Here is a 26,063-nt window from a genome sequence, read left to right as displayed (position 1 = left end):
GATGGGCAAGATGGAGCCTGGCGCCACGCTGACAGGCGCTGCGTGGCGAGAGGCAGGTATCGGCCAGACCATTCATGATCTGGCCTCCCGCCTCTTTCCGATCTGTCGCAGCATCACCGGTAAAGGTGTGCGCGACACGATCGCGATCCTTAAAGACTATATCGATATCGAGCAGCGCGCCATCCCGAGCGGAACGCGGGTTTTCGACTGGACGGTGCCGCAGGAATGGATCGTCCGGGACGCCTATGTGAAAAACGCGGCGGGACGCAAGGTCATCGACTTTCAGATCTCGAACCTGCATCTCATGAACTACAGCATCCCTCAACGTCGCGTGATGCCGCTGGCCGAACTGCAGGCTCATATCTATACCTTGCCGGCACAACCCGATCTCATTCCGTACAAAACAGCCTATTACACGGATGCCTGGGGCTTCTGCATGTCGCATCATGCGTTCCTCAAGCTCGAGGACGGCGACTATGAAGTCGTCATCGACACCGAAAAGACGTCAGGCAATCTGTTTTACGGAGAATATCTGCATGTCGGACGAAGTACCAAGGAAGTGCTTCTCTTCGCGCATATCTGTCATCCATCGCTCGCCAACGACAATTGTTCCGGCCTTGCAGTGCTGACGTGTCTTGCGGCCGGTCTGAAAAGCAGATCCACATATTACAGCTACAGGTTCGTCTTCGCACCCGGAACGATCGGCTCCCTGTCATGGCTTGCGCAGAACGAAGAAGATATCTCGAACATCGCACACGGTCTTGTGGTTTCATGCATTGGCGACGGGGGCGGACCGAACTACAAGCGCAGCCGCAGGGGAGATGCGCTGATCGACCGGATCGCTGCCTGCACGCGCTGCGGTGAGGACAAAAAACATCTTGAGATCGCCGACTTCAGTCCCTACGGCTATGATGAGCGCCAATTCTGTTCGCCGGGCTTCAATCTGCCGGTCGGACTGCTGCAAAGAAGCGCTTTCGGAACCTTTCCCGAATATCACACCTCGGCCGACAATCTCGACTTCATCCGGCCCGAACACCTCTACTCATCCTTCTGGATGATCATGGACATGATCGATGCTCTCGAAGACAATTGGACGCCGTTGAACCTCAAGCCCAAGGGTGAACCACAGCTCGGAAAATACGGGCTTTTCCCTGCGATCGGCGGCCATAAGACCAATGATGGCCGCACCATGGCCTATCTATGGATCCTCAACCTCGCCGATGGAAACAACTCGCTGCTTGATATCGCCGAAAGGTCGAAAATGCCATTTGTCGATATTGCGAGCGCTGCCGGCAAGCTGCTTGAAGCAGGCCTTGTCTCCAATCTTGGTTTCCTGACGCGCTAGAACTTCATTGCCAAACCGGCCAACCCAGGTCCTTTTCCGACATGACGGAGGGTGGCGCGGGCCATTCTACACCGATTGCGGGCTCGTCATGGCGGATCCCCGCTGCACTTTCTTGCGCATAGGGCACCGAAATCAGATAGGACACGGCAACGTCGTCGCTGAGCGACTGGAAACCGTGCGCAAAACCCTCGGGAATGTAGAACTGCGCGCCATTGTCGGCCGACAATATCGTCCCAACCCATTGCAGATAGGTCGGCGAGTCGCGACGCAGATCGACGGCGACATCCCATATTGATCCTTTGACGCAGGAAACCAGCTTTGTCTCCTGATGCGGAGGTCGCTGGAAATGCAAGCCTCGCACGGTGTGTTTCAGTTTTGACAGGGAAAGGCTGTGCTGCGCGAAATCAGAAACCAGCGCGTTGCTCTCAAATTCACGCTTGCAGAATGTTCTGGCAAAAGAGCCGCGACTATCCCGGACAGGCACCGTATTGACGACCCAAAGCCCCTCGATCTTCGTCTTCTCAAACAGCATTCGGCGCTCCTGAAGCAACCCCTCGCAGGCAAGAATTCCCCGCCATTTTTAGCGGCTAAGGAATACATCCATAGGCAGAACCATAGCTTGAAGGCGGGTTGTCAAATAAGTCACCCTTTCGGTTTCCAAAGCCGACCGCTGGAAGCGTATTTTAGCGGATTCTTATATCAACCTACGGCTTATGGATGACGTTTTCGTGCCGAATGCAGTATCGTCACTCCCCCCGATCCATAGTATTTTTTCCAGTTAATAAAAGAATTTTCTCAAATTCACTCAAAGACACTGCGATGAAATCAGGGGCGTCCGATGAATAATGAGGCAGTTTTTTCCGCAAGGTTGAGCTCTACGCAACACGTGGGGCTTTGCCGCCTTTGCAGCGCGCCATTGGTGCATACCTTCGTCGATCTTGGCATGTCTCCACCCTGCGAAAGCTTCGTGGCAGCCGATGCAGCCAACGACGTCGAGCCATTTTATCCGCTGCATGCATTCGTTTGCGACGAATGCTTTCTGGTCCAGCTTCAGGAGTATGTTGCGCCAGAGAACATTTTCACGGAATACGCTTACTTTTCCTCGTTCTCGGACAGTTGGGTCGCACACGCAAAACGGTATTGCGACATGGTCATCGAGCGCTTTTCGCTTGGCCAGTCAAGTTTCGTTGTCGAGCTTGCCAGCAACGACGGTTACCTGCTGCAGCATTTCCTTTCTAGCAACATCCCGATGCTCGGAATTGAACCGGCGGTCAACGTCGCAAAGGTGGCGATCGGGAAAGGCATTCCGACACTGACGGAATTTTTCAACGAGGCTCTAGCAACCAATATGGCGGCCAGGGGACAAAAAGCCGATCTCATCATCGGTAATAATGTCCTCGCCCAGGTGCCTGATATCAACGATTTCGTTGCTGGCATGAAAGCGCTGCTCAAGCCGGATGGCGTCATCACACTTGAATTCCCGCATATCGAAAAGCTCATCGAGGAAAACCAGTTCGACACAATCTATCACGAACACTTTTCCTACTTCTCGTTGCTGACCATCGAAAAAATGGCCCGCCGTCATGGGCTCAAGGTTTTCGATGTCGAAGAGATCCCCACACATGGCGGTTCGCTGCGAGTGTTTTTCTCACACGAAGACAGCAAGTTTTCGCGTGAAGCCCGCGTGGACAATCTCCTCGCACGGGAGCGCGGCGCCCGGCTCGACCAGATCGAGACCTATACCGCCTTCTCCGAAGCCGTGCGCCAGACCAAGCGAAACCTCCTGTCTTTCCTCATCCGCCTCAAGGAGATGCGCAAATCGATCTGCGCTTATGGCGCACCGGGAAAAGGCAATACGCTGCTGAATTATTGCGGCATCGGCACGGATTTCATCGATTTTGCAGTCGACCGCAATCCTTACAAACACGGCCGCCTCACGCCGGGAATGCATATTCCGATCCGGCCCGTCAGCGAAATAGAGCGCATCAAGCCGGACTACGTTCTCATTCTCCCCTGGAACCTGAAGCATGAGATCGTTGCACAAATGAACGACATCAGAAACTGGGGCGGGAAATTCATCGTTCCAATTCCCGACATATCCATCATTGATCCGAAGGAGTTGGTACAATGAAGGTCGTCTTGTTCTGCGGCGGCAGGGGTACGCGCATCAGGGAATATTCCGAAAGCGTCCCGAAACCGCTGATCCCGCTCGGGTCTCAACCGATCATGCGGCATGTCATGCAATATTACGCCCGTTTCGGGCATGAGGACTTCATCCTCTGCCTCGGCTACAAGGCGCATGTCATAAAAGAGTTCTTCCTGAACAGCCGGCCGGAAAGCTATGCCGATTGCGTCATATCAAGCCCCGGACGTGTGGAGTTGCTCGAGGAACTGCCGAGGGATTGGCGCGTATCCCTGATCGATACCGGGATATGGCGCAATATAGGCGAGCGTCTCTGGGCTGTGCGTCATCATCTCAAAGGCGAGAAAATGTTCCTCGCCAATTATAGCGACGGCCTGACCGACGTCGATCTCGACGACATGATTGCCCAGTTCGAAAAGAGCGACAAGCTCGCCTGCTTCCTGGCTGTCAGACCACCCCTCACCTACCACCTGGCGGAGATCGACGAGAACGGAAGGGTCCGGGAATTTCGATCATCGGAAACATCAGATATGTGGATCAACGGCGGCTATTTCCTGATGCGACCGGAAATTTTCGAGTACATGCGCGAGGGCGAAGAACTCGTGCTGGAACCGTTTTCCCGGTTGATAGCCGAAGACAAACTGATGGCCTACAAACATGAGGGCTTCTGGCGCTCAATGGATACGCTGCGCGACTGGCAGACGTTGGAAGCGATGGTCGAGCGTGGTGACATGCCATGGATTGGAGACGATGCGTCAATGGCACGCAGATCGTCAGAACCAAAGCTGCTGCCATGAAAAACATGTCCCTTGCCTCCGCCGGTGATCGCCTGTCTATCCTTTGTCTTGGAGCTCACTCCGACGATATCGAGATCGGCGTCGGAGGCACGGTCCTCAGCCTGCTTTCAAAAGGCGTGCTGCTGGATGTCTACTGGTGCGTCCTCAGCGCCGGCAACGAACGCGCGCTGGAGGCACGCAGTTCCGCCGAGGCTTTTCTGGCAAAAGCGGCATCCTACTCCATTGAGCTTGCCTCGTTTCAGGACAGCTACTTTCCCACGCAGAGCCGCGAGATCAAGTCGTGGTTGCTGACATTGCGCGACAAAGTCAGTCCCGACATCATCTTCACGCATAGTCGTGAGGATGCGCATCAGGATCACCGCGAAATCAACAAGCTCACATCCAACATCTTTAGAAATCACCTGATTTTGGAATACGAAATCCCCAAATGGGACGGCGATTTCAGCAGGCGAAATGCCTATGTGCCGTTGAGCGAAGACGCGATGAACATGAAGGTCGAGCTACTGTTGCAACACTTCGGAACACAGAGATCCAAGGACTGGTTCGACGCCGATACCTTTCGCGGCCTGGCGCGGCTGCGGGGAATGGAATGCCGTGCACCGACACGCTTTGCCGAAGCCTTTACCGTCAGAAAGCTGACCTTCGCCTGACAGATAAGAAATCGACGTTTTCCTGGAATTAAAAGAAACCAAAAATAATACAGGGGGCATTTTCGTCATGATCCAGAACCACATCTCCGAGAACCCGTCGGAAGGCGCACCGCATCCGCAGGCCGAAACGAATACGGCCGGCTACATCGGCATCATCGATCGTCGCATGCTGGAGCGGGAATGCCTTGCCCATAGTCTCAACTATCAATATGCGGACAGGCGCATTCTGACCTTCTCCAATCTCGGCGAATGGCAACAGGCACGCGCGGAAATCGGCATGCCTGCGGCAGTTCTGGTCAGTGCCTTGCCCGCTCCGTCGGCAGAGATGAACCGCGAGCTAGCAGAGATTGTCGCTGCCGTGTCGCCGGCCGCCGTCGTCGTGCTCTCCGACGATCAGGATATCAATACCATCCTCGATACGATCGCTCTTGGCGTGCGTGGGTATATATCGAGTTCCGTCAGCGTCGATGTCTGCGTTCAGGCGATCAGCCTTGCAATAGCGGGCGGCCGTTTCATACCGGCAAGCAGCGTCATGAACATGAAAAGCCTGTTCGGCCTGACGGCACATGCGACCACACCGCCGATGAAATTTACAAGCCGTCAATCGGCTATCGCGGAGGCCCTGCGGTGCGGCAAGGCGAACAAGGATATCGCTCTGGAACTGAACCTCTGCGAAAGCACCATCAAGGTCCATATCCGCAATATCATGAAGAAGCTTGGGGCAACCAACCGCACGGAAGTTGCCTGCAAGATCGGTGACATGGCGTAAGGGCGTTAAGCCCGCACCATTCACCGACCGCTACCGAACGCGCCGCTGAGAGCAGGAACAGTCATGATCCAGTCGTCATCATCTGCGAGTGAACAGGAAGGCATTTCCCGCTTCATATCCATCCTGCGGGAGCGGCGCAAAGCCGTCTTCATCTGCTTTCTCGCCAGTTTCACAATCGCGGCAATCGGCTACGCGCGAACCCCGATCCGATACAAGGCCGAAGCGACGCTTGCGCTTGATGTCCGCAAGCTTCAGGCGCTCCCCACCGAATCGGTTGTCTCGCCGCTGCCGCAGGAAAGCCCGGTGCTGCGAACCGAACTCGATATCATCGGCTCGAGGTCCATGGCCGAACGGGTTCTCGTCATTCTGCAGAAAGATCGCCTGCTCGAAGGGCGGCAAGCCAAATCCGACCCGGCGAACACCGCCGCGATCGTGCTTGGCAACGACGCCGAGACATCGAAAATGATCGATACCCTCATGACCAACGTTCGTGTGATGAATGATGGCCGGTCGTATACCATTTACATTTCCTATTATGCCGGCGATCCGGCGCTTGCCGCGAAAGTCGCCAACGCTTTTGGGGAAGCCTATATCGACTATCAGATCGACCTCCAGACGACGGCAACCCGGCGTGTCAGCACATGGCTCGGGGAGCGGCTTGTCAGTCTGCGGACAGAACTCGAGGAGTCCGAACGCCAGGCCTCGCAATTTCGCGAAAAATCCGGGTTGATAGACACTGGCGGCCTTCCCCTGCAATCGCAGCGTCTTGCAAGTCTGAATGTCGAGCTGACAACGCTACAGGCCAAGCTGGTAGGGTCGCGCGCGCGTCTGGCGACAGCGCTTGAACTGCAAAAAAGCGGCAATGGGCTCGGGATAACCGAAGTTCTGGCCTCACCAACGATCCAGCTTTTAAGGGCCGAGCAGGCAAGGGTCATTCGAGCCATCGCGCAGATCGACGAAAGCGGCGCCGTCATGAGCCCGGAGCGTCCGCAATTATCCTCCCAGCTCAGTTCACTCAACAAGCAGATCGATTCAGAAATAGCGCAGATCATCTCCGCCTTGCGCAATGAGATCGAGGTCACCGAAAAACAGCGGCAGGAGGTCGAAGCCAGCCTTAACGACGTGCAACGCGCCGTTTCCACGACGGATATGGCGATGGTTCAATCCGGGCAACTTGACAGGGAAGCGGCAGCGAACCGCTCGATCTACGAGACATATCTGGCACGCTACAAGCAGACGATCGAACAGGACGGTATCGCCACTGCCGAGGCACGGATCATATCGAGCGCCATGCCGTCCCGCAAGCCGACCAGCCCTGATGCGGGTTTGTGGGCCTTGGCTGCGCTTCTTCTCGGTTGCAGCACCGGTTTGGCGGCGGCTTTCATCCTGAATTTTACCGACCGCTCCGTTGGCTCCATCACGTCCCTCCAACAGAAAACCGGGCTTAACGTCATCGGGCGCATCCCACGCATTTCCTTTGGAGAGTTTGAGAACAAGCCCGGGAAATTCAGCAGCGGCGCGGCGGATTTCTACAGCGCGTTTGCCGACCTTCAGACCCACATCCAGTTGGCGGAGAGCAAGGCCAAGGTGATCGCCTTCACCTCTTCGGCCGATGGCGAAGGCAAGACGTTCGTGATTGCCAACCTTGCCAGATCGCTTGCGATGAGCGGCGTGAAGCTGCTGCTGATCGATGCCAATCTGCGGAATCCGGCTCTCGGATCGGAATTCAATGTTGGATCGGCGTCGCATGTCGCCCAGGCGGTCAACCGTGAGGTATCGCTGGATGACATCATCCAGCACGATCAGGATTCAGGGGTCGACATCATCATCGCCGAGAAAAGCGACCTGCCACCAAATCTTGTTCTTGGAAGCAAGCGCTTCGCCGGCCTGATTGCAGAGGCGAGGCAGCGATACGAACTTGTATTGATCGATGCCCCGTCCGTTGCGCATGACCTCGACCTGTTGCGGATCGCCACTTTGTCGGACGCCGTCTCGTTCGTGGTCCGGCAGGATGTCGCCGATGGCACGGCCATGAAAAACGCCGTCATCAAGCTGCGGGTCGCGGGCCGGCCGATCACCGGCATCGTCCTCAACGGCATACGGCGTCAGAGAACGCATCGAACGCCGGTCTGGCCGAGGATTTTCCGGAACTGGAATACGCATTTCAAGCCACAGAAACGCGCAACCAATCTGCGCCCGCCGGCTATCGTCCATAATGAGAGGTGAGACATGCGCTTCGTGACAAGGCCCAAAGGCTTTTCCCTGATGATCGCCAGTACGACCTTTCTGTCTTTGGCCGTTTGCCAGCTACCGGCCGTTGCAGATGGAACCAATTACAAGGTCGCGACCGGCGACGTCTTGACGATCTCCGTCTATGGCGACCCGGGCCTGACCGGCCTATTCCCTGTCAGTGCGGATGGAACGATCGGTTATCCGCTTCTTGGCAACGTCAACGTGGTCGATCAGACGGTGAACGAAATCGGTGCGCAGATCAGCCGCGATCTGGCAAGCCATGTGGCAAACCGCTCCGTCGCCGTCGCGGTCAAGGAATATGCTCCGATCTTCGTTGTCGGCGACGTCCAGAAGCCGGGAAAATATGAATTCCGTCCCGGCATGATCGTGCTTGAGCTCTTCGCACTCGGCGGGGGATTGCGCGAGTCGAATGCACAGAGGGATACATCGGGCATACAGCTGATCGCGGCCCAGCAGGAATATGAAGACATGTCGATGCAACTGCTGTCGCAGGACGTTAGGCGCGTTCGGCTGGAAGCGGAACTGAACGACACCGAATTCAACTATAAGGGCGACGACATCGGACTTGTCCGGGATCGCGCCGCGTTGGAGAAAATCGTCTCGTCTGAAACAGGTCTGTTTCGCCTTCGCCTGTCGGCGCAGCAGGACGAAAAGACCAACCTCGAAGTCCAGCGGCAGAACTTCATTCAGGAAATAGATACGCTTGAGAAAAGCAACGTCATGCGCAACCAGCAACTCGAATTGCTCGACATGGATGTCAACGCGTCGAAGGAACTTGTCACGCGCGGTGCAGCCTCCGAATCTGCCCTCCGAGAGCGCAAGCGCGAACTGCTATCCATGAACCAGCAGGTGCTGGAATCGACATCGTTCCTGGCACGCGCGCAGCAAAACAAGAGCGAGGTGGAGCGTCGTATTCTGGAGTTGAAAAGCAAAAGGCACAATGATGCTGCGACCGAACTGCGGGAGACGTCCCTCGACATCATGCGCCTGAAGAAAAAACTGGCCTTCAGTCTTCAATCCATGGCCGAGATCGGCTCGACGGCGCGGCGGGTTTCCAGCCTCGAGGACATGATCGAAACCAAGTTCTTCATCGTGCGTCAGGTTGCAGGCGCCTATAGCGAAATAGCTGCCGACGAGCATACGCAAGTTCGGGCGGGAGACGTCGTCCGCGTCCGCCTGTCGGTATCCGGCAAAGACCCGGTTTCGGCAGCGCTCGTCACAGGAAGCGTTAACTAAAAAGGGTTTACCGGAATTCCGATCGGTAGGCTCCCGATTTCCTCCAGAGAGCAGAAGCAATCGGCACAAGTGTCTGGGAGGCGGAGATGGAATCTGCGATCATTCCGGTTGGTTATCACATGGTCAGGCAGGACGCTGTCATCATCGTGAACGGAGAAAGAGGGCTGTGGCCCGTCCATGTGACGCAGGATGCCCTGAACGACATTCAGTCCCCACCGCAATGCGATGCGCAACGTCTGGCGCAATTCGCCGACGTGTTTGCAATGATAGGGGCATCCAAAATCGAGAAGGGAATGTTTGCGTTCGATGGACAGATCTGGATCACGGCAAGCGACGTCCGGACCTGGCTCAATTTGACGGCAAAAAACGGACCGGCCAGGTGAGTTTTATCAAACTCTACCGCCTTTATCGTTTTGTCGTTACCAAAAGCGCAAAATTTGTCAGACAGCATATGCGTGGATGGGCACCCTACCGCTTATAGCCAGATTGAATCGACACGATAAAAGCGGTTTCTAGAGGTACCCGCCGCCCCCTGATACTTTGGTGGGTCGCCGGTCACCGGGCTCACCTGGTAACCGGGAGGGCTCGCTCGTTGAACCGGGCGAGCCTATTTGCATCTCGCACAAATCGTCGCCAACGCCGCGCAAATCCTGTCGCATCGACGGCTTCTGATTGAGATTTGCAAGAATATCAGCTGAACCGAACGAACCACAGATCGCTCGCCACTCATGGAGTAACGAACGATCCGTCGGGTCCCTCGCCTGCAATGGAAACCTCCGAGCCTCAATCTGAATGGCCCATGGTATCGCATGACCTAGATGTATCGAGCCATAGTCGCCACTTTCCAGCAACAGGTCAATTCACCGCAGATACGTCATTAGGGGTAATTTGCCCCAATTTTTCCGGGAATAGACCCGTTTAATAAGATGTTGGCCTTGCGGCATTGGACGACGGTTTAACGGTGTTGGCCGTTGGCCCCGCGTTTCCCGTTGCAAAACCGCTCCACGTCGAGCCGATATTTGCCCAGCTATTGTCCGGATGCATCGTCACGAAACCCGAACTTTGGACCGGCCCTGGCGGTCCTCGGGTAAAATGATTGTCATAGAGTACCGTGTTGATCCGCCTTGAGCGTTCGGCCGGTCCGGCCTTGAAGCTGCCGTCATGCGTCCACATGAGTTTGTAGGCATCAACGAAGCCGTAGCGGACGTTGGTGAACGTATTTCCATCGAAGACAGTGCCATTGTAGTCGGCACCGGCATGGTTCCACGTTTCATATTCGACGCCGATATAGGCGATATCGGTGAACCTGTTCCTGCGATACACATTTCCGAGACCGCCCCAGATGCCGGCAACGCCGGTATCCGCGAATGTCGTGCCGACATAGAGGCCGCTGTTGCTGCGGGCCACGCTGTTGTTGGAATATTGCAGGAAATACGGGCTAAGGCCCCGCGTCGAGTCCAGCGCAACCGTCATCATGCCGTGTCGCATCCGGGAGATGCGGTTGCTGTCGACCACCACGTCATAGACGTTGCCGTAAAGGAGAACGGCGGTGGAATCGGAATCATGCTCCGCATAACTTCCCCTGCCCTCGAACGTATTGTCGTATATAACGGCCCGCGATGCGGTCGCTGCCAGCGCAAACCGGCTCGTTCGATCGGGAACGATATTCCAGGCTTGTTCGAGCAGAACGGTAGAACCGTCCGTCGATACAATGTGACGGTGCTGCCCGGCACCTCGGCCGCCAACGATAACGAGATCGCGCCCGCCCGGCACGGCATCCCCTAAATCCGACAGGGTGCTGAAGGTAACCGAGGTCGACGAAGCGCCGACGAAATCATTTTTAAGCTTGCTCCCGACGATCTCGAAACAGATTTGTTCGCCCTTATTGCAATCGACCTTGGTGCAGTCGTGAGGCGCGGCATTTCTTGAGATGTTTTTCTCGAAATAGAGGTTTCGCATGCTGCCGAAATGCGCCTGGCCAACAAAAAAACGTCCGATGCCATGGCCGTCGTCGCGCCTTTCATCCGCGTTCGTCAGCTCGTTGCCGGTCATGGCAAAATCGCGCCCACCCCACAGGGCGACGACGGACTCGCCGTAGCCCGTCATCCGGAAACGATTATCGGAGAAAAACACCTGCCGGCTCGCGCCGTAGAAGGACCCGTTTTCGATCAGCTCGGACGCATGGACAAAAAGCCCTTCCGTGTCCTGCGCATCGAAAGCCGGCACGCCCCAGGCGTCGATGCGCACGGAATCCAGACGGATGTTTTTGCGGTTGCGCAAAGCGAGAAGAGGTTTACCGGCAATATTGCGATTGGCATTGAGTGTCAGTTTCTCGAACCGGGTGTAGTCGCCTTGAACGACAACCATGCTCTGATCGATCCTGCGGTTGAGCCTGATTTCCGTGTTGTCAGCCCCTTCCCCCAACCATGCCACATTGCCGGGCGCAGTGAGAGGCTTTGTCACGAGATAAATGCCGGCGGGAAAATACAACACCGATGGCGCCGTTGCAGCCGCGGCGTCGATTGCGCGCAAAATCGCCGCGGTGTCATCGGTCATGCCATCGCCCGTCGCACCGAACTGTCCGGCGTTGATGCGCTTTTTATCCTGCGCCGCCCATGGCGATTGCGACAGGACGTCAAGTGCAAGCGGACCGCTCCAGCCGAAGCGGCCGCCATGGGTATTGTGAGCCCACACTTCATACTTGCCCGGAGGCAGAGCCGGCACCTTGAAATCGACCTTGAAGGGGTTGACGGAGATTGCCGGAACATACCAGCCCGCGGCACCGGCCGGCTTGATATAGAGATAAGACTGGCTGGTCCCATTGAACCGCGAAAGGTTGCGTCCATAGACCGAGACGACCGCTCCAGGCGCTGCGGCATCCGGCCCGATCCACCAGCTTTCGGTGCGATTGATCGCAAAGCTGCGTCCCTGGACATCACCCCGCTGGGGCCTGATCAGGTAGGTGGACCATGAGGCAAGCGTCGTTGGCAGCAGCAGCGTCGCCGCCGTCGCATCAGCCGTCAGCGGTGCGACCGGCGTCACCACACCCTGCGTGGCGCCGGGAGCTTGCGAAAAGATTTGAAAACCGGTTCGTCCATCGAGATCGACGCCGGTCATCGACACAACCTCGTCAGCGCCCGCCGTTCTAGAAATCTCCGCGATTGCCGGCCCCTCGCCGCCAACCTCTGTCCACGGCGGATTGAAGGCATCCGCATCATCTGGCAATCGTGGTTCTGGAACGGGTATCGGGAAACCGAACTGGCGTGGATCAGGCTGACTGCCTGGCTCTTGCCCTCCCTGCACCGCCGGTTGCGCCACGACACCCGAAAATGCGAAACCCGACAATGGCAAACCTGACAATGCGAGCACAAGCACGACAGGGAAAATCCATGATGTCAGGGAATTTGGCGATCTCATCTTGCGCAATCTCCGCAGACGAACGCAGGCTGGGTTCAATTCCTGCGAGTGGAACCGGCATCAGCAAGCGAAGCGGACCCGTCTCCAGAAATAGCACCTGCACGCCCCGTGATGGCTTATTACACGGCTTGTCGTACCATATCCGGTTGCAGCGACTTCGGTTGTCGCCACCACTCATACAAATCCTGAATTCCGTATCTGAGTTCCACCGTCGAGGTCCAGCCAAGCGCGTTTAGCCGCGAGCAGTCGAGCAGCTTTCTCGGAGCGCCATCCGGCTTGCTGGTGTCAAAAACGATCTGCCCGTCATAGCCGACGATGCCTGCAATCAGGTGGGCAAGATTGCGGATTGATATCTCCCGTCCCGAACCGATATTGAGCAGCGGAAAATGCGCCGATGATTTCATAAGGAAACAGCAGGCATCCGCCAGATCGTCCACATGGAGAAATTCACGCAGAGGGCTGCCCGTACCCCATAGAACAACCTTGTTCTGACCGCTGATTTTCGCTTCATGCATTCGCCTGATCATCGCGGGAATGACGTGCGAGCTTTGCGGATCGAAATTGTCGTTCAGGCCGTAGATGTTGGTCGGCATGACGGAGATGCAATTCAGGCCGTACTGACTGGCATAGAACTGGGAAAGCTTGAGCGACGCGATCTTGGCAATGGCGTAGGCCTCGTTGGTCGGCTCCAGCGGACCTGTTAGAAGGGCATTTTCCGTGATCGGTTGTGCTGCGAATTTCGGATAGATGCAGCTCGATCCCATCCAGAGAAGCTTTTCGACACCGATATCAGCAGCCGATTTCATGATGTTCATCGAAATGAGGGTGTTGGTGTAAAGAAAGTCAGCCGGATAGGCTGCATTTGCTGCGATGCCTCCGACCTTGGCGGCAGCGACAAAAATAACCTCCGGCCTTGCCGCCGCCATCCATTGCTCCGTCTCATATTGTCGGGTCAGGTCCAGCTCGCTGCGCGAGACTGTGAGGATTTTGCAACTTTCGCGTTGCAGCCGTCGCACAAGTGCCGAGCCGACCATTCCCGTATGGCCGGCAACCCAGACGCGCTTGCCCTTCAAGCTGAACGCGATGTCTTTCGATTTATGCGACGAATTCATTTCTTCCCTCTTCCAGCATCACGAGGCGAAGATCCGCTTCGACCATTTCATGAACAAGGTCGCAGAAGGACGTTGAATGGCTCCAGTTTAGTTTTCTGCGTGCCTTGCTGGAGTCACCGAGAAGAAAATCCACTTCTGCCGGACGAAAATATCTCGGATCGATTTCGATGATCGTATTTCCGGTTTTGGCATCGTATCCCACTTCGTCACGGCCATCGCCGTGCCACTCGATGCTCCTGCCAACAACGCCGAAAGCAAGCTCGACGAATTCCCGCACCGTATGTGCCTCGCCGGTCGCGAGCACATAGTCCTCGGGTATTTCCTGCTGCACGATGCGCCACATGCCTTCGACATAGTCGCGCGCATGTCCCCAGTCTCTCTTTGCGTCGAGATTGCCAAGGCGCAGCTTGCCCATGAGACCGCGTTCGATGGCCGCAACGCCGCGCGTGATTTTCCGGGTGACGAATGTCTCCCCGCGAATAGGGCTCTCATGGTTGAAAAGAATGCCGTTCGATGCGTGAAAGCCGTAACTTTCCCGGTAATTGACCGTCATCCAGTAGGCGTAGAGCTTTGCCGCAGCATAGGGGCTTCTCGGATAGAACGGCGTACCCTCGTGCTGGGCAACAGTACCCATCCCCCCGAACAGCTCCGATGTGGATGCCTGGTAAAACCGGCACCGGTCGCCCAAGTTCAAAATGCGCATGGCTTCCAGCAGTCTCAGCGTACCAAGCGCATCCGCATTTGCCGTATATTCCGGCGTCTCGAAGCTGACCTGGACATGGCTCTGGGCGCCAAGATTATAAATCTCGTCGGGCTGGACCTCTTGAATGACCCGGCACAGGTTCGTGGCATCCGTCAGGTCACCGAAGTGCAGACGAAAGCGAAGGTCTTCCTCGAAGGGATCTTGATAAAGATGATCGATCCGGCCGGTATTGAAGGAGGAAGACCGCCTCTTCAGGCCGTGAACGATATATCCCTTGGCAAGCAGCAATTCACTCAGATAAGCGCCGTCCTGCCCGGTTACGCCGATGATCAAGGCTCTCTTGTCTACCATTCACCACATCTCCCAGCGGTTCCGGCCCCGGCTGGCGCCTCCATAGAAGGTATAACGAGGCCCTGCGGGTCGGCAGCATACCAAAAGGGAGAGGACGGCAGGTCAGAACTGGCCGATTCACCGTCCACCACGTCGACATCTGCCTTTAAGAGGAGGCAGGGTGAGTATCCCCACTCCCGCCTTAAGCCTTTTGGTCGAGTTGCAGGTCGCGCGCACCGTGCCAGACTTCGCAAATACAACGCCGGGTCGCGCACGATCTTTACGACGGCAGGGAGCGCGAGACGAGATCATCTAAGATTCATGGAGGCGGATTGGATGGGTACGTTCGCGACGACTTACGAAAAAACGCAGAACTTCAACTGGCTGACGCGCTTTCTGCATGCGGGCCGCTATCGAAAACTGCTTGAGGTCCTCGAAACCGTGCAGAAGGATGTCGGTAATCGGAAGGTCAGAATACTGGATATCGGCTGCGGGCCTGGAACTGCGGTCGGACATATTCTGGAGAAATTCGACGTTGACTATGTGGGCATCGACTACGATCCGACCTTCATCGAGGCCGCGCGCAATCGTTACAGCAAATTTGAAAACTGCCGTTTCATCGTCGGCGACGCCACCGACGAGCGCCTTTACGAAACGATCGAGGCCGACATCGTCATCGCGCTGGAAACGCTCGAACATATCCACCTCAACCGCACCGTCCGTGTCATCGAGCATGTCTGCGCGATCGTTCGCCCCCGGATTTTCCTGGTGACGGTGCCGGTCGAAGTCGGGCCAGCGGTATGGATCAAGAACTGGGGTTCGGCCCTCATGGGCTACAACCGGCAATCCGGCAATCTGAAAGAGACTTTTTGGGCAGGGTTATATCGGCTGGACCGGGTGCCCGCGCACCATACGTCCCATCAGGGCTTCGACTGGCGGTGTCTGGCGCAGGTGATCCGCGTCAACGCGCCCTTGCGCGAAATCCGCAGCCTGCCGTTTTCTTTCGTTCCACGCCTGCTCAGCCCGAACGTCGCGCTGATCGCCGAGCCGGTGAAATCGACAATCGATCTGGCAAATGACGACCCCGACGCATGGAAGATCAACCATGGCCAGACGGCCTGGAACCGCCCGCAAATTGTCGGCGATGCCGATGTTGCGCGCCACGCCAAATCATCGAAAACATGGTCTATGCGCCTCAAAGGATTGCTGGGCATGACCCTCGCCGCAATGCCATTCGCCTGGCATCGCTGGTCTTACATTTCCATATCGCCGGGCGAACTGCACTCACCGCATTTCCTGCTGACGATCGACAAACACCTGCTACGGCCTGACCAGCCCTTTGAAGGCGACTTCATCATCCTTGCGGGGCAAGCCGTTGTTCAACGTATTTCCGAGGCCAGCTATCTGCTGATCTAGCGCATTTCCAGTAAAACTGCGTAGCAGGGCCATCAGATGTACCCGTCACCGCCGCTTGACTATGCGCCGAAGCATAGACCCCTTTCTGGCCTTGCGCGGGATAAGCTCGATATCACTGACAAGCTTTGCGCCACCTTCCCGGCGTTCCAGTGTGATCTTGCGGCTGTGAAATGCTTCCAGTTCGGCACGATGCGCCACGCTGATGATCGTGGCATCCGGTAGTTCGTCGATGACCGTCTGCATCATCTTGTCCTGACTTTTTTCGTCCAGGGCTGCCGTCGCCTCGTCCATGACGATGATGTCGGGAGCGTTCAGCAACAGACGTGCGAAGGTCAGGCGTTGTTTTTCGCCACCCGACAACGTCTGATCCCATGGCGCCTCGTCTTCGATCTTGTCCTTGAGTTGGCCAAGACCAACCTTGTCGAGAGCGGCGCCGATCTCTTCCGCCGTCCAGCTTTCCGCCGGTTGCGGATAAGAGACCGCGCGGCGCAGCGTGCCGGCTGGAATGTATGGCCGCTGCGGCAGCATGAACAGCTGGCTGCCGGCGCGGAAATTCACGCTGCCACCGCCCCAGGGCCAGAGGCCGGAAATGGCACGCACCAGCGTGCTTTTGCCCGAACCGGATTCCCCTGACACCAATACGCGCTCGCCCGCGCCGATTTCCACATCCGTCTCTTTGACGACGGCGGTTCCATCGCCCAGAGAAACGGAGACATCCTTGAGGCTGAGCATGGTCTCGCCTTCCGTTTCGCCGCGCACGATGCGGCCGAGAGTGTCGCTTTTTTCGGCCCGCTCGAGGCCATCGAGCGACATCATCAGCGAGGCGACGCGTCGTGCGCAGGCGTTCCAGTCTGCCAGGCGCGGATAGTTATCGACCAGCCAGCCAAATGCGGACTGGACGATGGTGAAAGCAGATGCTGCCTGCATTACCTCGCCGAGCGACATGCTGCCATCAAGAAACTTGGGCGCACAGAGCAGAAGCGGTACGACGGGCGCAATCAACATCGAACCATTGGAGACAACCGTGGTGCGCATATATTGCTGCGCCAGAAGACGCCACTGCCCCCGCACATTGGCGAACCTCTTGTCGAGATCACTCCGCTCCTCTTCTTCACCGCCAAGCAGGGCGATGCTCTCACCATTTTCCCTGACGCGCGTGAGCGTGTAGCGGAATTCCGCTTCGACCTGATTCTTCACTTCGGAAACCTTGACGAAGTTTCGGGCAATGAAGGCTATGGAACTGGAGGTGATGATCGCATAGATGACGGCTGCAACCACGAGGAAGCCGGGAATCGTGATCCAGACACCGCCGATCGACAGCGTTAGCGCCCCGCCAATCGTCCACAAAACAACGATGAAGGTGGAAGCAGACACAAAGGCAGCGATGACACCCGAGACGAAATCAACCGGCGCCTCGGTGGCGATCCGCATATCCTCCGAGAGCCTCGCCTCCGGATTTTGGTGGTCGCCATCAATCAGGTTGAGCTGATAATAGCGACCGTTCGCAATCCATCTTCCCACCAGCGCCTTTGTCAGCCAGGAACGCCAGCGCCGCTGAATACGCATTCTGACATACACCTGTGAGGTGACGATGAACACGCTGCCCAAAACGATGGGCGGAAAGATGGATGCGAAAAAATAGACCGTCGAAGCGTCGCGTTTCTCGATTGCGTCAAAAATTCCGCGATTCCAGACGTTGATGCCATATTGGAAGGCGACATTGATGCCGATCATGGCCAAAAGCCCGAGCGAGAACGGCCATGCCAACCCATCGCCGCGGCGGCTCCAGAAACCTCGCGCGCTGATCCAGAAGCGCTTCAGCAGATATTTCCTGCGCGCTTCCTCCGCTTCCTCGGGCGTCAAGCCCGAAGCAGGTTCCATCTCCTCTGGCGGGAGAGGATCATCGGTATCAGGAGCATCCTTGACGGATGCGGTTTCGGTACCAGTTTCGTCGGCACCAACGACCGGTTTCGGTCTTGATTCATTGTCGATCATGGTCGCTTAACGAAGGATGACGTGAAAGGTTTCACGGCTTTGTGATGGGTCGTGAAATTTTCTTTTGCAGTGACGCAAGGCCGCTGAGAAGGTTCCAAAACGTCAACTTCGTGCTCGCTGCCGAGACGCTGTAATGATGGCGGCGGGCGTTATGCTGACGTGATCGAGACGCTCCTTCCACGACACATCGCCAAGGGGATCAGACATAGCCCGCGGCACAACCGATCATGACGATGATCGGCAGTATGTTAACTTCCCGTTTTGACGAGATGCCCTAAAATAAGCAGACTCTGATATTGGACCCGCCGCGCCCGGTTGTCATGGCTTGCGGCAAGCAGACGGCGCCATCATGCGACTTAGCACCATCACGAACCTGGCCTATGCCGTGACCCTCGTACTCACAACGGTGTCGGCGACCACATTCATTCTGTCAGCCAGAAGTGCTTCTCAAGAACGAGTGGCCATCCAGGATCACCTCCAGTTGAATGATCTTGCCGAGGAACTGGCACTCATTGCGGATGAGCGCACCGAAGAGGCGCGTCTCTACGTCATGCGGGGCGACGAGCAGCATCTGGCGAAATTCTACGTCGACGAAGATCAGGAAAAGCACCTCGAAAACACGCTGGACAAACTCTCCGCGCTCGGTGTTTCGCCGGAAGAGGCAGGATCATTTCAGGAGATACGCAAGAGCGCTGACGCGCTGGACAAGATGGAGCGTGAGGCCATCAGCCTCTATCGATCCGGCCGCCAGAACGACGCACAGCAGATCCTGTTTGGCGATGAGCATTATCGGCTGCATACGGGCCTCATGAACACGGTCGCGACCTTGAGAGAAGGTATCGCGGTCCGCTCACAGGCAACGGTTGACCAGGCCAAAAGCCGGAGCGATTTCTATGGATCGATCGCCAAGGCGATGCTTGCACTCACCGCCCTGATGTTTGTGGCCGTGCTTTATTTCGTCCTTACCAGACGTGTTGCCGCGCCGCTTATCCGGATGAGCAATATCGTTACGCGCCTTGCCAGACAGGACTACAGTATCGATGTGCCCGACGAGGGACGTCGTGACGAAATTGGAGACATGAACCAGGCCATCCGCATCTTCCGCAGCAACGGGCTTGAGCGGGACCGGCTCGACGCGGAGCACCGCAAGAACCAGCGTATAAAGGACCTGATCCTGCAAATGATGCATCGGATCCAGGCATGTCAGAATCAGGATGAATTGTCCGACGTCGTTTCGAAATTCATGCCGCAGATTTTCCCCACCATTGCCGGCCGCCTGCTTGTCATCAAGGAGCACAGTTCGGTTCTCCAATCGACGGGGCAATGGTCCAGTCCTTCGTTTTCCGAGCCGGAGTTTTCGATCGACGATTGCTGGGCGCTCCGGCGCGGGCGTCCCCATGCCAGTAACCCTGATGGAGACGACGTCGCCTGCCATCATATCAAGGGGAATATCGGACCCGGCCTGTGTATACCGCTCACGGCATTGGGTGACACCGTCGGCCTGCTGTATCTTGAAATTCCGCAGGGTAACGAGACGCTGGAGACGGAGCGACTCTATCTGGAACTCCTCGCCGAGAATGTCGGCCTTGCCGTCGCAAATCTCCAGCTTCGGCAGCGACTGGTCGGCATGGCAAAACAGGACGCCCTGACCGGTCTCCTCAACCGCCGGTCTCTTGATGAGGAGCTGAACAGGCATATTGGGAAGCCAACCCAAAACCTCGCCTGCCTGATGCTCGACATAGACCATTTCAAGCGCTTCAACGACCGCTTTGGCCATGACGCCGGAGATGCGGTGATGCAATATGTCGCCCAGGTCCTTTCGGAAGCCATCGGTGGTCTAGGAGAACTGTTCCGTTTCGGCGGCGAGGAATTCACCGTGCTCATGCCGGCTGCGGGCATTGAAGATGCCATCAGGCTTGCGGAGAAACTGCGGTACGCCGTCGAGCGCGCACCTTTCACCTACCGCGGTCGCCTGCTTGACCCCATCACCATATCGATCGGCATTGCAACGTCACCGGGTGCGGGGACCGTGAGCAGCGTGTTGGAACGCGCGGACGCTGCGCTTCTAAACGCCAAGCAGACAGGCCGGAACAGGTGGGTGTCATCAGACGAACTGTAAATGGAAGAGCCTCCAACCCGTCAGGATGGAGGCTCTTGTCTAGTATACGAAACCGATCATTTCCGGTAGGCAAGCCCACCCCAAATCCGGCCTTCATCCCGATGTCGGCCACCATGAACGGCACCGATATATGCCGCAGCAGATGACACAATGGCAGAAGCCGCCAGCAGGAATGCAGTGAGGATGCCTGCAACGCGTGCCTTTTCAGCTGCATCAGCGGCCTTTGTCTTGGCGTCGTCCAGTGCCTTCTGAGCCTGAGCCTTCAAGTCATCGATCTGCTTTTGAGCTTCGTCGACCTTCTTCTGTGCTTCTGCACGCACGGCCTGCACACGTTCAACCGTCTGGTTCACCCGTGCCTGCGCATCGGTCTGGCTGATGCCGGTACGAGCCGCGATCTGATTGGTGAGCCAGGTTTTGTCTGCATCGGAAATCTCGCCGGTCGCCAGCAGGTTACCGAGAAGGCCGCTGATCTGACGTTGGAAATCGCCAGCGCCCTGTTCACCCTGCGGCTGGGTCGTCTGTGTGTCCGTTCGCAACAGGGTGTCGGTGAAGTAGTCGATCGGATTGGTCTTCAGGCCCTGCGGAAGCATCTGCTCAATGCTGGGCGCCGCTGCCTGACCCGCACCTTGCGCGATGCCGCCCGCCGCACTGCCGACCCCCGAAATCAGCCCACCGGCGACCTGACCGGCGCCTTGGACTGCGCCACCCACGGCCGAACCGGTTGCTTCAATGGCGGTTTGCGCCACGCTTCCCACGGCTTTTGCACCGCCGGACAGCACGCCGAGGGCCAGAAACGCAGAGACGACCGTTCCAATTCCCCAGACCACCAGACCATTGAGGCCATCACGAACAGTCAGTTCGTTTCGATCTGCCTGCCCGGCAGGACGGCGCATCCGGCCGGTGATGTAACCGCCCAGCATGTAAGAGCCGACCATGGAAATGATAACGAACAGAGCGGTTATGATCAGCCAGATTGTGCTGACTTCGCCATCGTCCAACGAGATTGAACTCAGCCCCAATCCACCAGCAAATGCGGTGAGGACCGCCATGGCGCCGGACGCAATAAATGCGCCAGCAAAAATCGCAGGCCAATCGACATAGCTGCGATTGGTTTCAGTACCGATTGAATCAACCATCAGCGCAACCCCAGGAATGAGAGAATGAACAAGACGATTACGACGAGCCCGACTAGATAAATGATAGAGTTCATACGGTATCTCCTCCGAAAGGACGACGAGTCCTCCGCGTAGCGGTTGATTATATTCTGGTGACAGGTGCGAGCTGATTGCTCTGCAGATCAAACTCGCAGCGACTGAAAAAGTTTCACGACCGGTAAACCCGGATAAGAAAAACCCCGCCGAAGCGGGGTCTTGTGGCTACCAGCTTTGACGACCATACCAGTCGTCAACGTCCTTCCTGGTCCGGTCCTTTTCGTAACCGTAACGCTCCTGGAGCTTGCCTTCGAGCTGCTCGCGCTTGCCGTTGATGACGTCAAGATCGTCGTCGGTGAGTTTGCCCCACTGCTCCTTGACCTTACCCTTCATCTGCTTCCAGTTGCCTTCGACACGATTCCAATCCATTTGGGCCTCCCTTTGCTTTGTGTTTGCCTCGTGTAAATGCCCGCACATCGCTGAGGTTCCGAAATGGATCGCCGGCGGAACGTTTCAATCGTGGATACGTGAACAGGTATTTGGTTTGGGTGCGAAGGCCGGAGCTCACCTGGGGCGAGCAGCATTGGAAACAGCTTGGGTCCCCGTTCAGCCCGGGTTAATGACACACGCGTCAACATCTCCGGAATGGAACTGCAAGCGTGATTTCACGTTAACGCTAGCTTTTTGGGAGATAAAACAATGAAGCTTTTGAGCGCCGCAATCTGCCTGGTCTCTGTGGGCATTCTGAGTGGATGCGTGGATGACGGTGGATACCGGACGGGCGGATATTACTCGAGCGGCGTCTATTACCGATCTTATGACCGCGATCGCCAATACCGTGACTATGACCGCCGTCAATGGCGTCAGCACAGGGAGTGGCGTGACCGCGGCGACGGGCGCGGCGATTACCGTTACCGGCCCCGTCCCGCCTATGGTGTAGAGGTGCGATGAACGGGCTGCCGCAGAGGAGTGGCGCTTGTGCGTCGTTGCCTTATGCGGCAACCCGTCGTCTTAACCGCTCTTCGGCGACCCCGGCAGCATTCAAACAGGATGTTGCTGGACGCTGAGGCCGCCGTCGATAGTCAGGCATGTCGCGTTCATGAAAGGGCATTCATCGGAGATCATGAAGACGGCTGCCATTGCGATTTCGTCCGGAGTGGCAATACGACCTCCAGGATGGAGCTTCATGGTTTCCGCCTCCGCCGCCACGGGATCGGGGAAGCTGTTCCAATAATCGATGACCTTCCGGGTCGCGACATATCCGGGCGCCAGCGCATTCACCCGTATATTTCTGGACGCATATTCGATGCCAAGCGACTTGGTCATGCCCATAAGCGCATGCTTTGCCAGCGGATAGGGAAACGTATGCGGGATAATCGTGAACGCATGCGTCGAGGCGATGTTCAGCACCACGCCACCGCCCGCTTTTATCATGCCCGGAAGCGTCGCCCTGCAACAATACCACGCCCCCTTGAGATTGATATCGAAGCAGCGCTGCCATTCCTCGTCGCTGGTTTCCAGCGGCTCGGCAAACACGTTGACCCCGGCATTGTTGACGAGTGCGTTGATCCGACCGATCTCGCCTGCCGCTTTTTCTACAGCCGCTTCAATCGCGTTCGCATCCGTAATGTCCGCCGCCATCCAGCCGAGCTTGCCCCCGCCATCTTGAAGTGCGCGCGCCTCGCGTTCGAGCAGATCGGCGTCGCGATCAATCAGGAACAAGGCGGCGTTTTCACGAAGAAATGCCTTGGCAAGAGCAAGGCCGATACCCTGAGCCGCGCCTGTTATGAAGATGCGTTTGCCGGAAAGCCTTCCAACCATGCTGTTCACCCCACTCACCACTCGGCAAAGCTGCCATCGGCATGACGCCAGATCGGGTTGCGCCAGCGGTGACCCTGCCTGGCGCGCTCGATGACATAGGCCTCGTCTATTTCAATACCAAGGCCCGGCCCCTGCGGGATAGAGACGAAGCCATCCGCATACTGGAACACATCCTTGTTGGAGATGTAATCCAGAATATCGTTGCTCTTGTTGTAATGAATGCCGAGGCTCTGCTCCTGGATGAACGCGTTATAGGATACGGCGTCCACCTGCAGGCAGGCGGCGAGTGCAATCGGCCCCAGCGGGCAATGCGGCGCGAGCGCCACGTCATAGGCCTCCGCCATGGCCGCGATCTTGCGGCATTCGGTAATGCCGCCGGCATGCGACAGGTCCGGCTGGATGATATCGACGTAACCGCCTTCGAAGACGGATTTGAAGTCCCAGCGTGAATAAAGCCTCTCACCCAGCGCAATCGGCGTCGAGGTATGGTTGGCGATCTCTTTCAGCGCTTCCTTGTTTTCGGAAAGAACCGGCTCTTCGATGAACATCAGCTTGTAAGGCTCAAGTTCCTTGGCGAGCACCTTGGCCATCGGCTTGTGAACGCGACCGTGGAAATCGACGCCGATGCCGATATGCGGACCGACTGCTTCACGGATAATGGCAATGGTCTCGACAGCCTTCTCGACCTTTTCGTTGGTATCGACGATCTGCATCTCTTCGCAGCCGTTCAACTTGATGGCCTTGAAACCGCGCGCCACGACATCTCTGGCATTTTGCGCGACGTCCGAGGGCCGGTCGCCGCCGATCCAGGAATAGACCTTGATACGGTCGCGAAGCTGGCCTCCGAGAAGCGAGTGAACCGGCTGGCCGAGCGCTTTGCCCTTGATATCCCACAACGCCTGATCGATACCGGCGAGCGCGGACATGTGCACGGCGCCACCACGATAGAAGCCGCCACGATAAAGCACCGTCCAGTGATCCTCGATGAGGAACGGATCTTTGCCGATCAGATAATCCGCCATTTCCTGCACCGCCGCCTCGACCGTCAGCGCGCGGCCTTCGACGACGGGTTCGCCCCACCCCACGATACCTTCGTCCGTTTCGATCTTGAGGAAAAGCCAGCGTGGCGGGACGATGTAGGTGGTCAGCCTGGTAATTTTCATGAGATCAGTCCAATCAAGAAAGAATAAGATCAGCTGCCTTGCCAGCGGCAGCAAGAACGGCGGCATTGGTATTGCCGCTGACGATTGCCGGCATTAGCGAGGCGTCGACGACCCGAAGGCAGCGCGTGCCGCGCACCCTGAGCCTGGCGTCCAGAACCGCTTCCGGGTCGCCGTCATGGCCCATTTTGCACGTGCCGACAGGATGATAGCCCGTCTTTACTGTGCGCCTGCAATGGGCTGCGATTGCCTCATCACTCGTAACCTCGGCACCGGGGAAGATTTCCCTGTCGATCAGGTCGCGCATGGGTGAGGCCGCAAGCACCCGACGCGCAAAACGAAAGCCGGCCATGGTCAGCTTCAGGTCATCGGGATGAGCGAATATCTGCGTATCGACGATTGGATCTGCTGAGGGATCGCTGGAGGAAAGCGTCACCGAACCTCGGGCTTTCGGGCGAAGCAGCAACGAATTGATCGTCACGCCGTCACCTGGTTCCGTTCCCATGACATCGCGATCCAGATAGACGGTAGGCACACAGAACATCTGGATCGTAGGTCGGTCATTATTGCCGTTCGGATCGTAGAAAGCGCATGTCTCGACACCCGTGGTGGAAGCAGGGCCGGATTTGAACATCAGGTATTGCAAACCGGCCTTGATCATCGGCCAGCCACGATCCTGCCCGTAATAGCCGAACGCGCCTTTTGTCGTGGCGACGACCGGGCATTCATAATGATCCTGCAAGTTCTTGCCCACGCCGGGAAGCGCGATTTTCGTTGCGATGCCGTGTTGCTGGAGATGATCTTCCGGGCCGATACCGGACAGCATCAGGAGCTTTGGCGTCTGGTAGGCCCCCGCCGCGAGGATGACCTCGACGCCGGCATCGGCTGTTTTTCTTGCGCCGTTTTCGACATAGTCGACGCCAATGGCACGGTTCCCATCCATGCGGATCGACGTGACAGTGGCGCCGGTCTCGATGGTTAGCTTCGGATTGTTCATGACCGGCGCCAGAAACGCATCGACTGCGCTGGAACGCTTGCGCGTCATCCAGTCTATGGTGTGCTGCATGAAGCCGACACCGAACTGTTCGGCGCCGTTGAAGTCGGGATTATAGGGAATGCCCATGCCCTGAAGCGTTTTGACGTAAGTGCGCGTCATGGGACTTGTGTGACCAAGATGCGAAATCTTCAGCGGTCCGCCGACGCCGTGATATTCGCCTGCCAGATGGTCATTGTCTTCCTGCGCCTTGAAATAGGGCAAAAGGTCACTGTAGGACCATGCACCGTCATTGTCAGAACCGGGCGTCGTGACGAGTTCATTCCAGAGATCAAAATCCGCCGCCTGTCCGCGCATATAGACCATGGCGTTGACGGTGCTTCCGCCGCCCAGCACCTTGCCCTGCGGCACGATGGGTCCGCGACCATCGAGCTGCGGTTGCGGCTTCGTGCTGTGCATGGCGAGATAGGTATCCTTCGCCAGGAACTTCATGTAACCCGCCGGAAAGTGCATGATGGGGCTGGCTTTGGCCGGCCCGCGCTCCAGCAACAGCACCCGCGCCCCGGACAAGACAAGACGCGCGGCGACGACACATGCCGAGCTGCCACCGCCGACGATGATATAGTCGAACCGCTTATCGGCCATTTTTAAT

At 57.1% G+C, this 26,063-nt stretch carries 21 protein-coding genes; 11 read left to right on the top strand and 10 right to left on the bottom strand.

Annotation, left to right across the window (positions count from 1 at the left end):
* Position 1: 1 nt before the first annotated feature.
* Positions 2 to 1,345 carry a DUF4910 domain-containing protein gene (locus FCH38_RS22380; RefSeq protein WP_174375207.1) on the top strand — a complete coding sequence of 448 codons (1,344 nt, stop codon included), beginning with the start codon at positions 2 to 4 and terminating at the stop codon, positions 1,343 to 1,345.
* 4 nt (positions 1,346 to 1,349) lie between these two features.
* Here the strand turns inward: FCH38_RS22380 and rfbC are convergent, their stop codons facing one another.
* Positions 1,350 to 1,877 carry a dTDP-4-dehydrorhamnose 3,5-epimerase gene (gene rfbC, locus FCH38_RS22375; protein WP_174375206.1) on the bottom strand — a complete coding sequence of 176 codons (528 nt, stop codon included), beginning with the start codon at positions 1,875 to 1,877 and terminating at the stop codon, positions 1,350 to 1,352.
* 306 nt (positions 1,878 to 2,183) lie between these two features.
* Here rfbC and FCH38_RS22370 point away from each other — a divergent pair, with 306 nt between their 5' ends.
* The 7 genes from FCH38_RS22370 to FCH38_RS22340 all read left to right on the top strand — a co-directional run bounded on the left by FCH38_RS22370 (position 2,184) and on the right by FCH38_RS22340 (position 9,576).
* Positions 2,184 to 3,476: a methyltransferase domain-containing protein gene (locus FCH38_RS22370; protein WP_174375205.1), complete on the top strand. Its 1,293-nt coding sequence runs from the start codon at positions 2,184 to 2,186 to the stop codon at positions 3,474 to 3,476.
* A complete protein-coding gene (locus tag FCH38_RS22365) occupies positions 3,473 to 4,285 on the top strand; it encodes a glucose-1-phosphate cytidylyltransferase (protein WP_174375204.1) in 813 nt (270 codons plus the stop codon). The genes FCH38_RS22370 and FCH38_RS22365 overlap by 4 nt, the downstream gene beginning before the upstream one ends.
* On the top strand, positions 4,282 to 4,935 hold the full coding sequence (locus FCH38_RS22360) for a PIG-L deacetylase family protein (protein WP_174375203.1): 654 nt from the start codon (positions 4,282 to 4,284) through the stop codon (positions 4,933 to 4,935). Before FCH38_RS22365 ends, FCH38_RS22360 begins: the two co-directional genes overlap by 4 nt.
* Before the next feature lie 67 nt (positions 4,936 to 5,002).
* Positions 5,003 to 5,704 (top strand): helix-turn-helix transcriptional regulator, encoded by a 702-nt coding sequence (locus FCH38_RS22355; RefSeq protein WP_174375202.1) that lies wholly within the window; start codon positions 5,003 to 5,005, stop codon positions 5,702 to 5,704.
* Positions 5,705 to 5,767: 63 nt separating this feature from the next.
* Complete coding sequence (locus FCH38_RS22350) at positions 5,768 to 7,930, top strand: GumC family protein (RefSeq protein ID WP_174375201.1); 2,163 nt, start codon at positions 5,768 to 5,770, stop codon at positions 7,928 to 7,930.
* Between the two features lie 3 nt (positions 7,931 to 7,933).
* Positions 7,934 to 9,193: a polysaccharide biosynthesis/export family protein gene (locus FCH38_RS22345; RefSeq protein WP_174375200.1), complete on the top strand. Its 1,260-nt coding sequence runs from the start codon at positions 7,934 to 7,936 to the stop codon at positions 9,191 to 9,193.
* An 86-nt stretch (positions 9,194 to 9,279) separates the two neighbouring features.
* Positions 9,280 to 9,576 (top strand): hypothetical protein, encoded by a 297-nt coding sequence (locus FCH38_RS22340; RefSeq protein ID WP_174375199.1) that lies wholly within the window; start codon positions 9,280 to 9,282, stop codon positions 9,574 to 9,576.
* Between the two features lie 535 nt (positions 9,577 to 10,111).
* On the opposite strand, the gene FCH38_RS22335 is transcribed toward FCH38_RS22340, so the two are convergent.
* The 3 genes from FCH38_RS22335 to gmd form a co-directional block, all read right to left on the bottom strand.
* Entirely contained in the window at positions 10,112 to 12,610 is a 2,499-nt protein-coding gene (locus FCH38_RS22335) for a glycosyl hydrolase family 28-related protein (RefSeq protein ID WP_236776680.1), read from the bottom strand.
* Positions 12,611 to 12,729: 119 nt separating this feature from the next.
* The gene (locus tag FCH38_RS22330; protein ID WP_174375198.1) at positions 12,730 to 13,722 is read right to left on the bottom strand and encodes a GDP-L-fucose synthase family protein; all 993 of its coding nucleotides are present in this window, start codon (positions 13,720 to 13,722) and stop codon (positions 12,730 to 12,732) included.
* Positions 13,706 to 14,776 (bottom strand): GDP-mannose 4,6-dehydratase, encoded by a 1,071-nt coding sequence (gene gmd, locus FCH38_RS22325; protein ID WP_174375197.1) that lies wholly within the window; start codon positions 14,774 to 14,776, stop codon positions 13,706 to 13,708. Before gmd ends, FCH38_RS22330 begins: the two co-directional genes overlap by 17 nt.
* Positions 14,777 to 15,091: 315 nt before the next feature.
* Here gmd and FCH38_RS22320 point away from each other — a divergent pair, with 315 nt between their 5' ends.
* A complete protein-coding gene (locus tag FCH38_RS22320; protein WP_174375196.1) occupies positions 15,092 to 16,171 on the top strand; it encodes a class I SAM-dependent methyltransferase in 1,080 nt (359 codons plus the stop codon).
* 45 nt (positions 16,172 to 16,216) lie between these two features.
* On the opposite strand, the gene FCH38_RS22315 is transcribed toward FCH38_RS22320, so the two are convergent.
* Positions 16,217 to 18,166, bottom strand: coding sequence for an ABC transporter ATP-binding protein/permease (locus FCH38_RS22315; RefSeq protein ID WP_174375195.1), 1,950 nt, complete (start codon positions 18,164 to 18,166; stop codon positions 16,217 to 16,219).
* Between the two features lie 349 nt (positions 18,167 to 18,515).
* On the opposite strand from FCH38_RS22315, the gene FCH38_RS22310 reads away from it, so the two are divergent.
* Positions 18,516 to 20,285 (top strand): diguanylate cyclase, encoded by a 1,770-nt coding sequence (locus FCH38_RS22310; RefSeq protein ID WP_174375194.1) that lies wholly within the window; start codon positions 18,516 to 18,518, stop codon positions 20,283 to 20,285.
* A gap of 56 nt (positions 20,286 to 20,341) precedes the next feature.
* On the opposite strand, the gene FCH38_RS22305 is transcribed toward FCH38_RS22310, so the two are convergent.
* Positions 20,342 to 21,421 (bottom strand): hypothetical protein, encoded by a 1,080-nt coding sequence (locus tag FCH38_RS22305; RefSeq protein WP_149901088.1) that lies wholly within the window; start codon positions 21,419 to 21,421, stop codon positions 20,342 to 20,344.
* 240 nt (positions 21,422 to 21,661) lie between these two features.
* Positions 21,662 to 21,865, bottom strand: coding sequence for a CsbD family protein (locus FCH38_RS22300; RefSeq protein WP_153516141.1), 204 nt, complete (start codon positions 21,863 to 21,865; stop codon positions 21,662 to 21,664).
* 270 nt (positions 21,866 to 22,135) lie between these two features.
* On the opposite strand from FCH38_RS22300, the gene FCH38_RS22295 reads away from it, so the two are divergent.
* Positions 22,136 to 22,387 (top strand): hypothetical protein, encoded by a 252-nt coding sequence (locus FCH38_RS22295; protein ID WP_153516140.1) that lies wholly within the window; start codon positions 22,136 to 22,138, stop codon positions 22,385 to 22,387.
* 90 nt (positions 22,388 to 22,477) lie between these two features.
* Here FCH38_RS22295 and FCH38_RS22290 read toward each other — a convergent pair whose 3' ends face one another.
* The 3 genes from FCH38_RS22290 to FCH38_RS22280 are packed head-to-tail and all read right to left on the bottom strand — an operon-like array spanning position 22,478 to position 26,056.
* The gene (locus FCH38_RS22290; protein ID WP_153516139.1) at positions 22,478 to 23,257 is read right to left on the bottom strand and encodes an SDR family oxidoreductase; all 780 of its coding nucleotides are present in this window, start codon (positions 23,255 to 23,257) and stop codon (positions 22,478 to 22,480) included.
* Between the two features lie 14 nt (positions 23,258 to 23,271).
* A complete protein-coding gene (gene dgoD, locus FCH38_RS22285; RefSeq protein ID WP_153516138.1) occupies positions 23,272 to 24,420 on the bottom strand; it encodes a galactonate dehydratase in 1,149 nt (382 codons plus the stop codon).
* Positions 24,421 to 24,433: 13 nt separating this feature from the next.
* Positions 24,434 to 26,056 carry a GMC family oxidoreductase gene (locus tag FCH38_RS22280; protein ID WP_153516137.1) on the bottom strand — a complete coding sequence of 541 codons (1,623 nt, stop codon included), beginning with the start codon at positions 26,054 to 26,056 and terminating at the stop codon, positions 24,434 to 24,436.
* Positions 26,057 to 26,063 lie beyond the last annotated feature (7 nt).

Origin of the sequence: Agrobacterium tumefaciens, assembly GCF_013337285.1 — a bacterium.
Lineage (GTDB): Bacteria > Pseudomonadota > Alphaproteobacteria > Rhizobiales > Rhizobiaceae > Agrobacterium > Agrobacterium burrii.
This window is presented reverse-complemented; position numbering and strand designations above follow the sequence as displayed.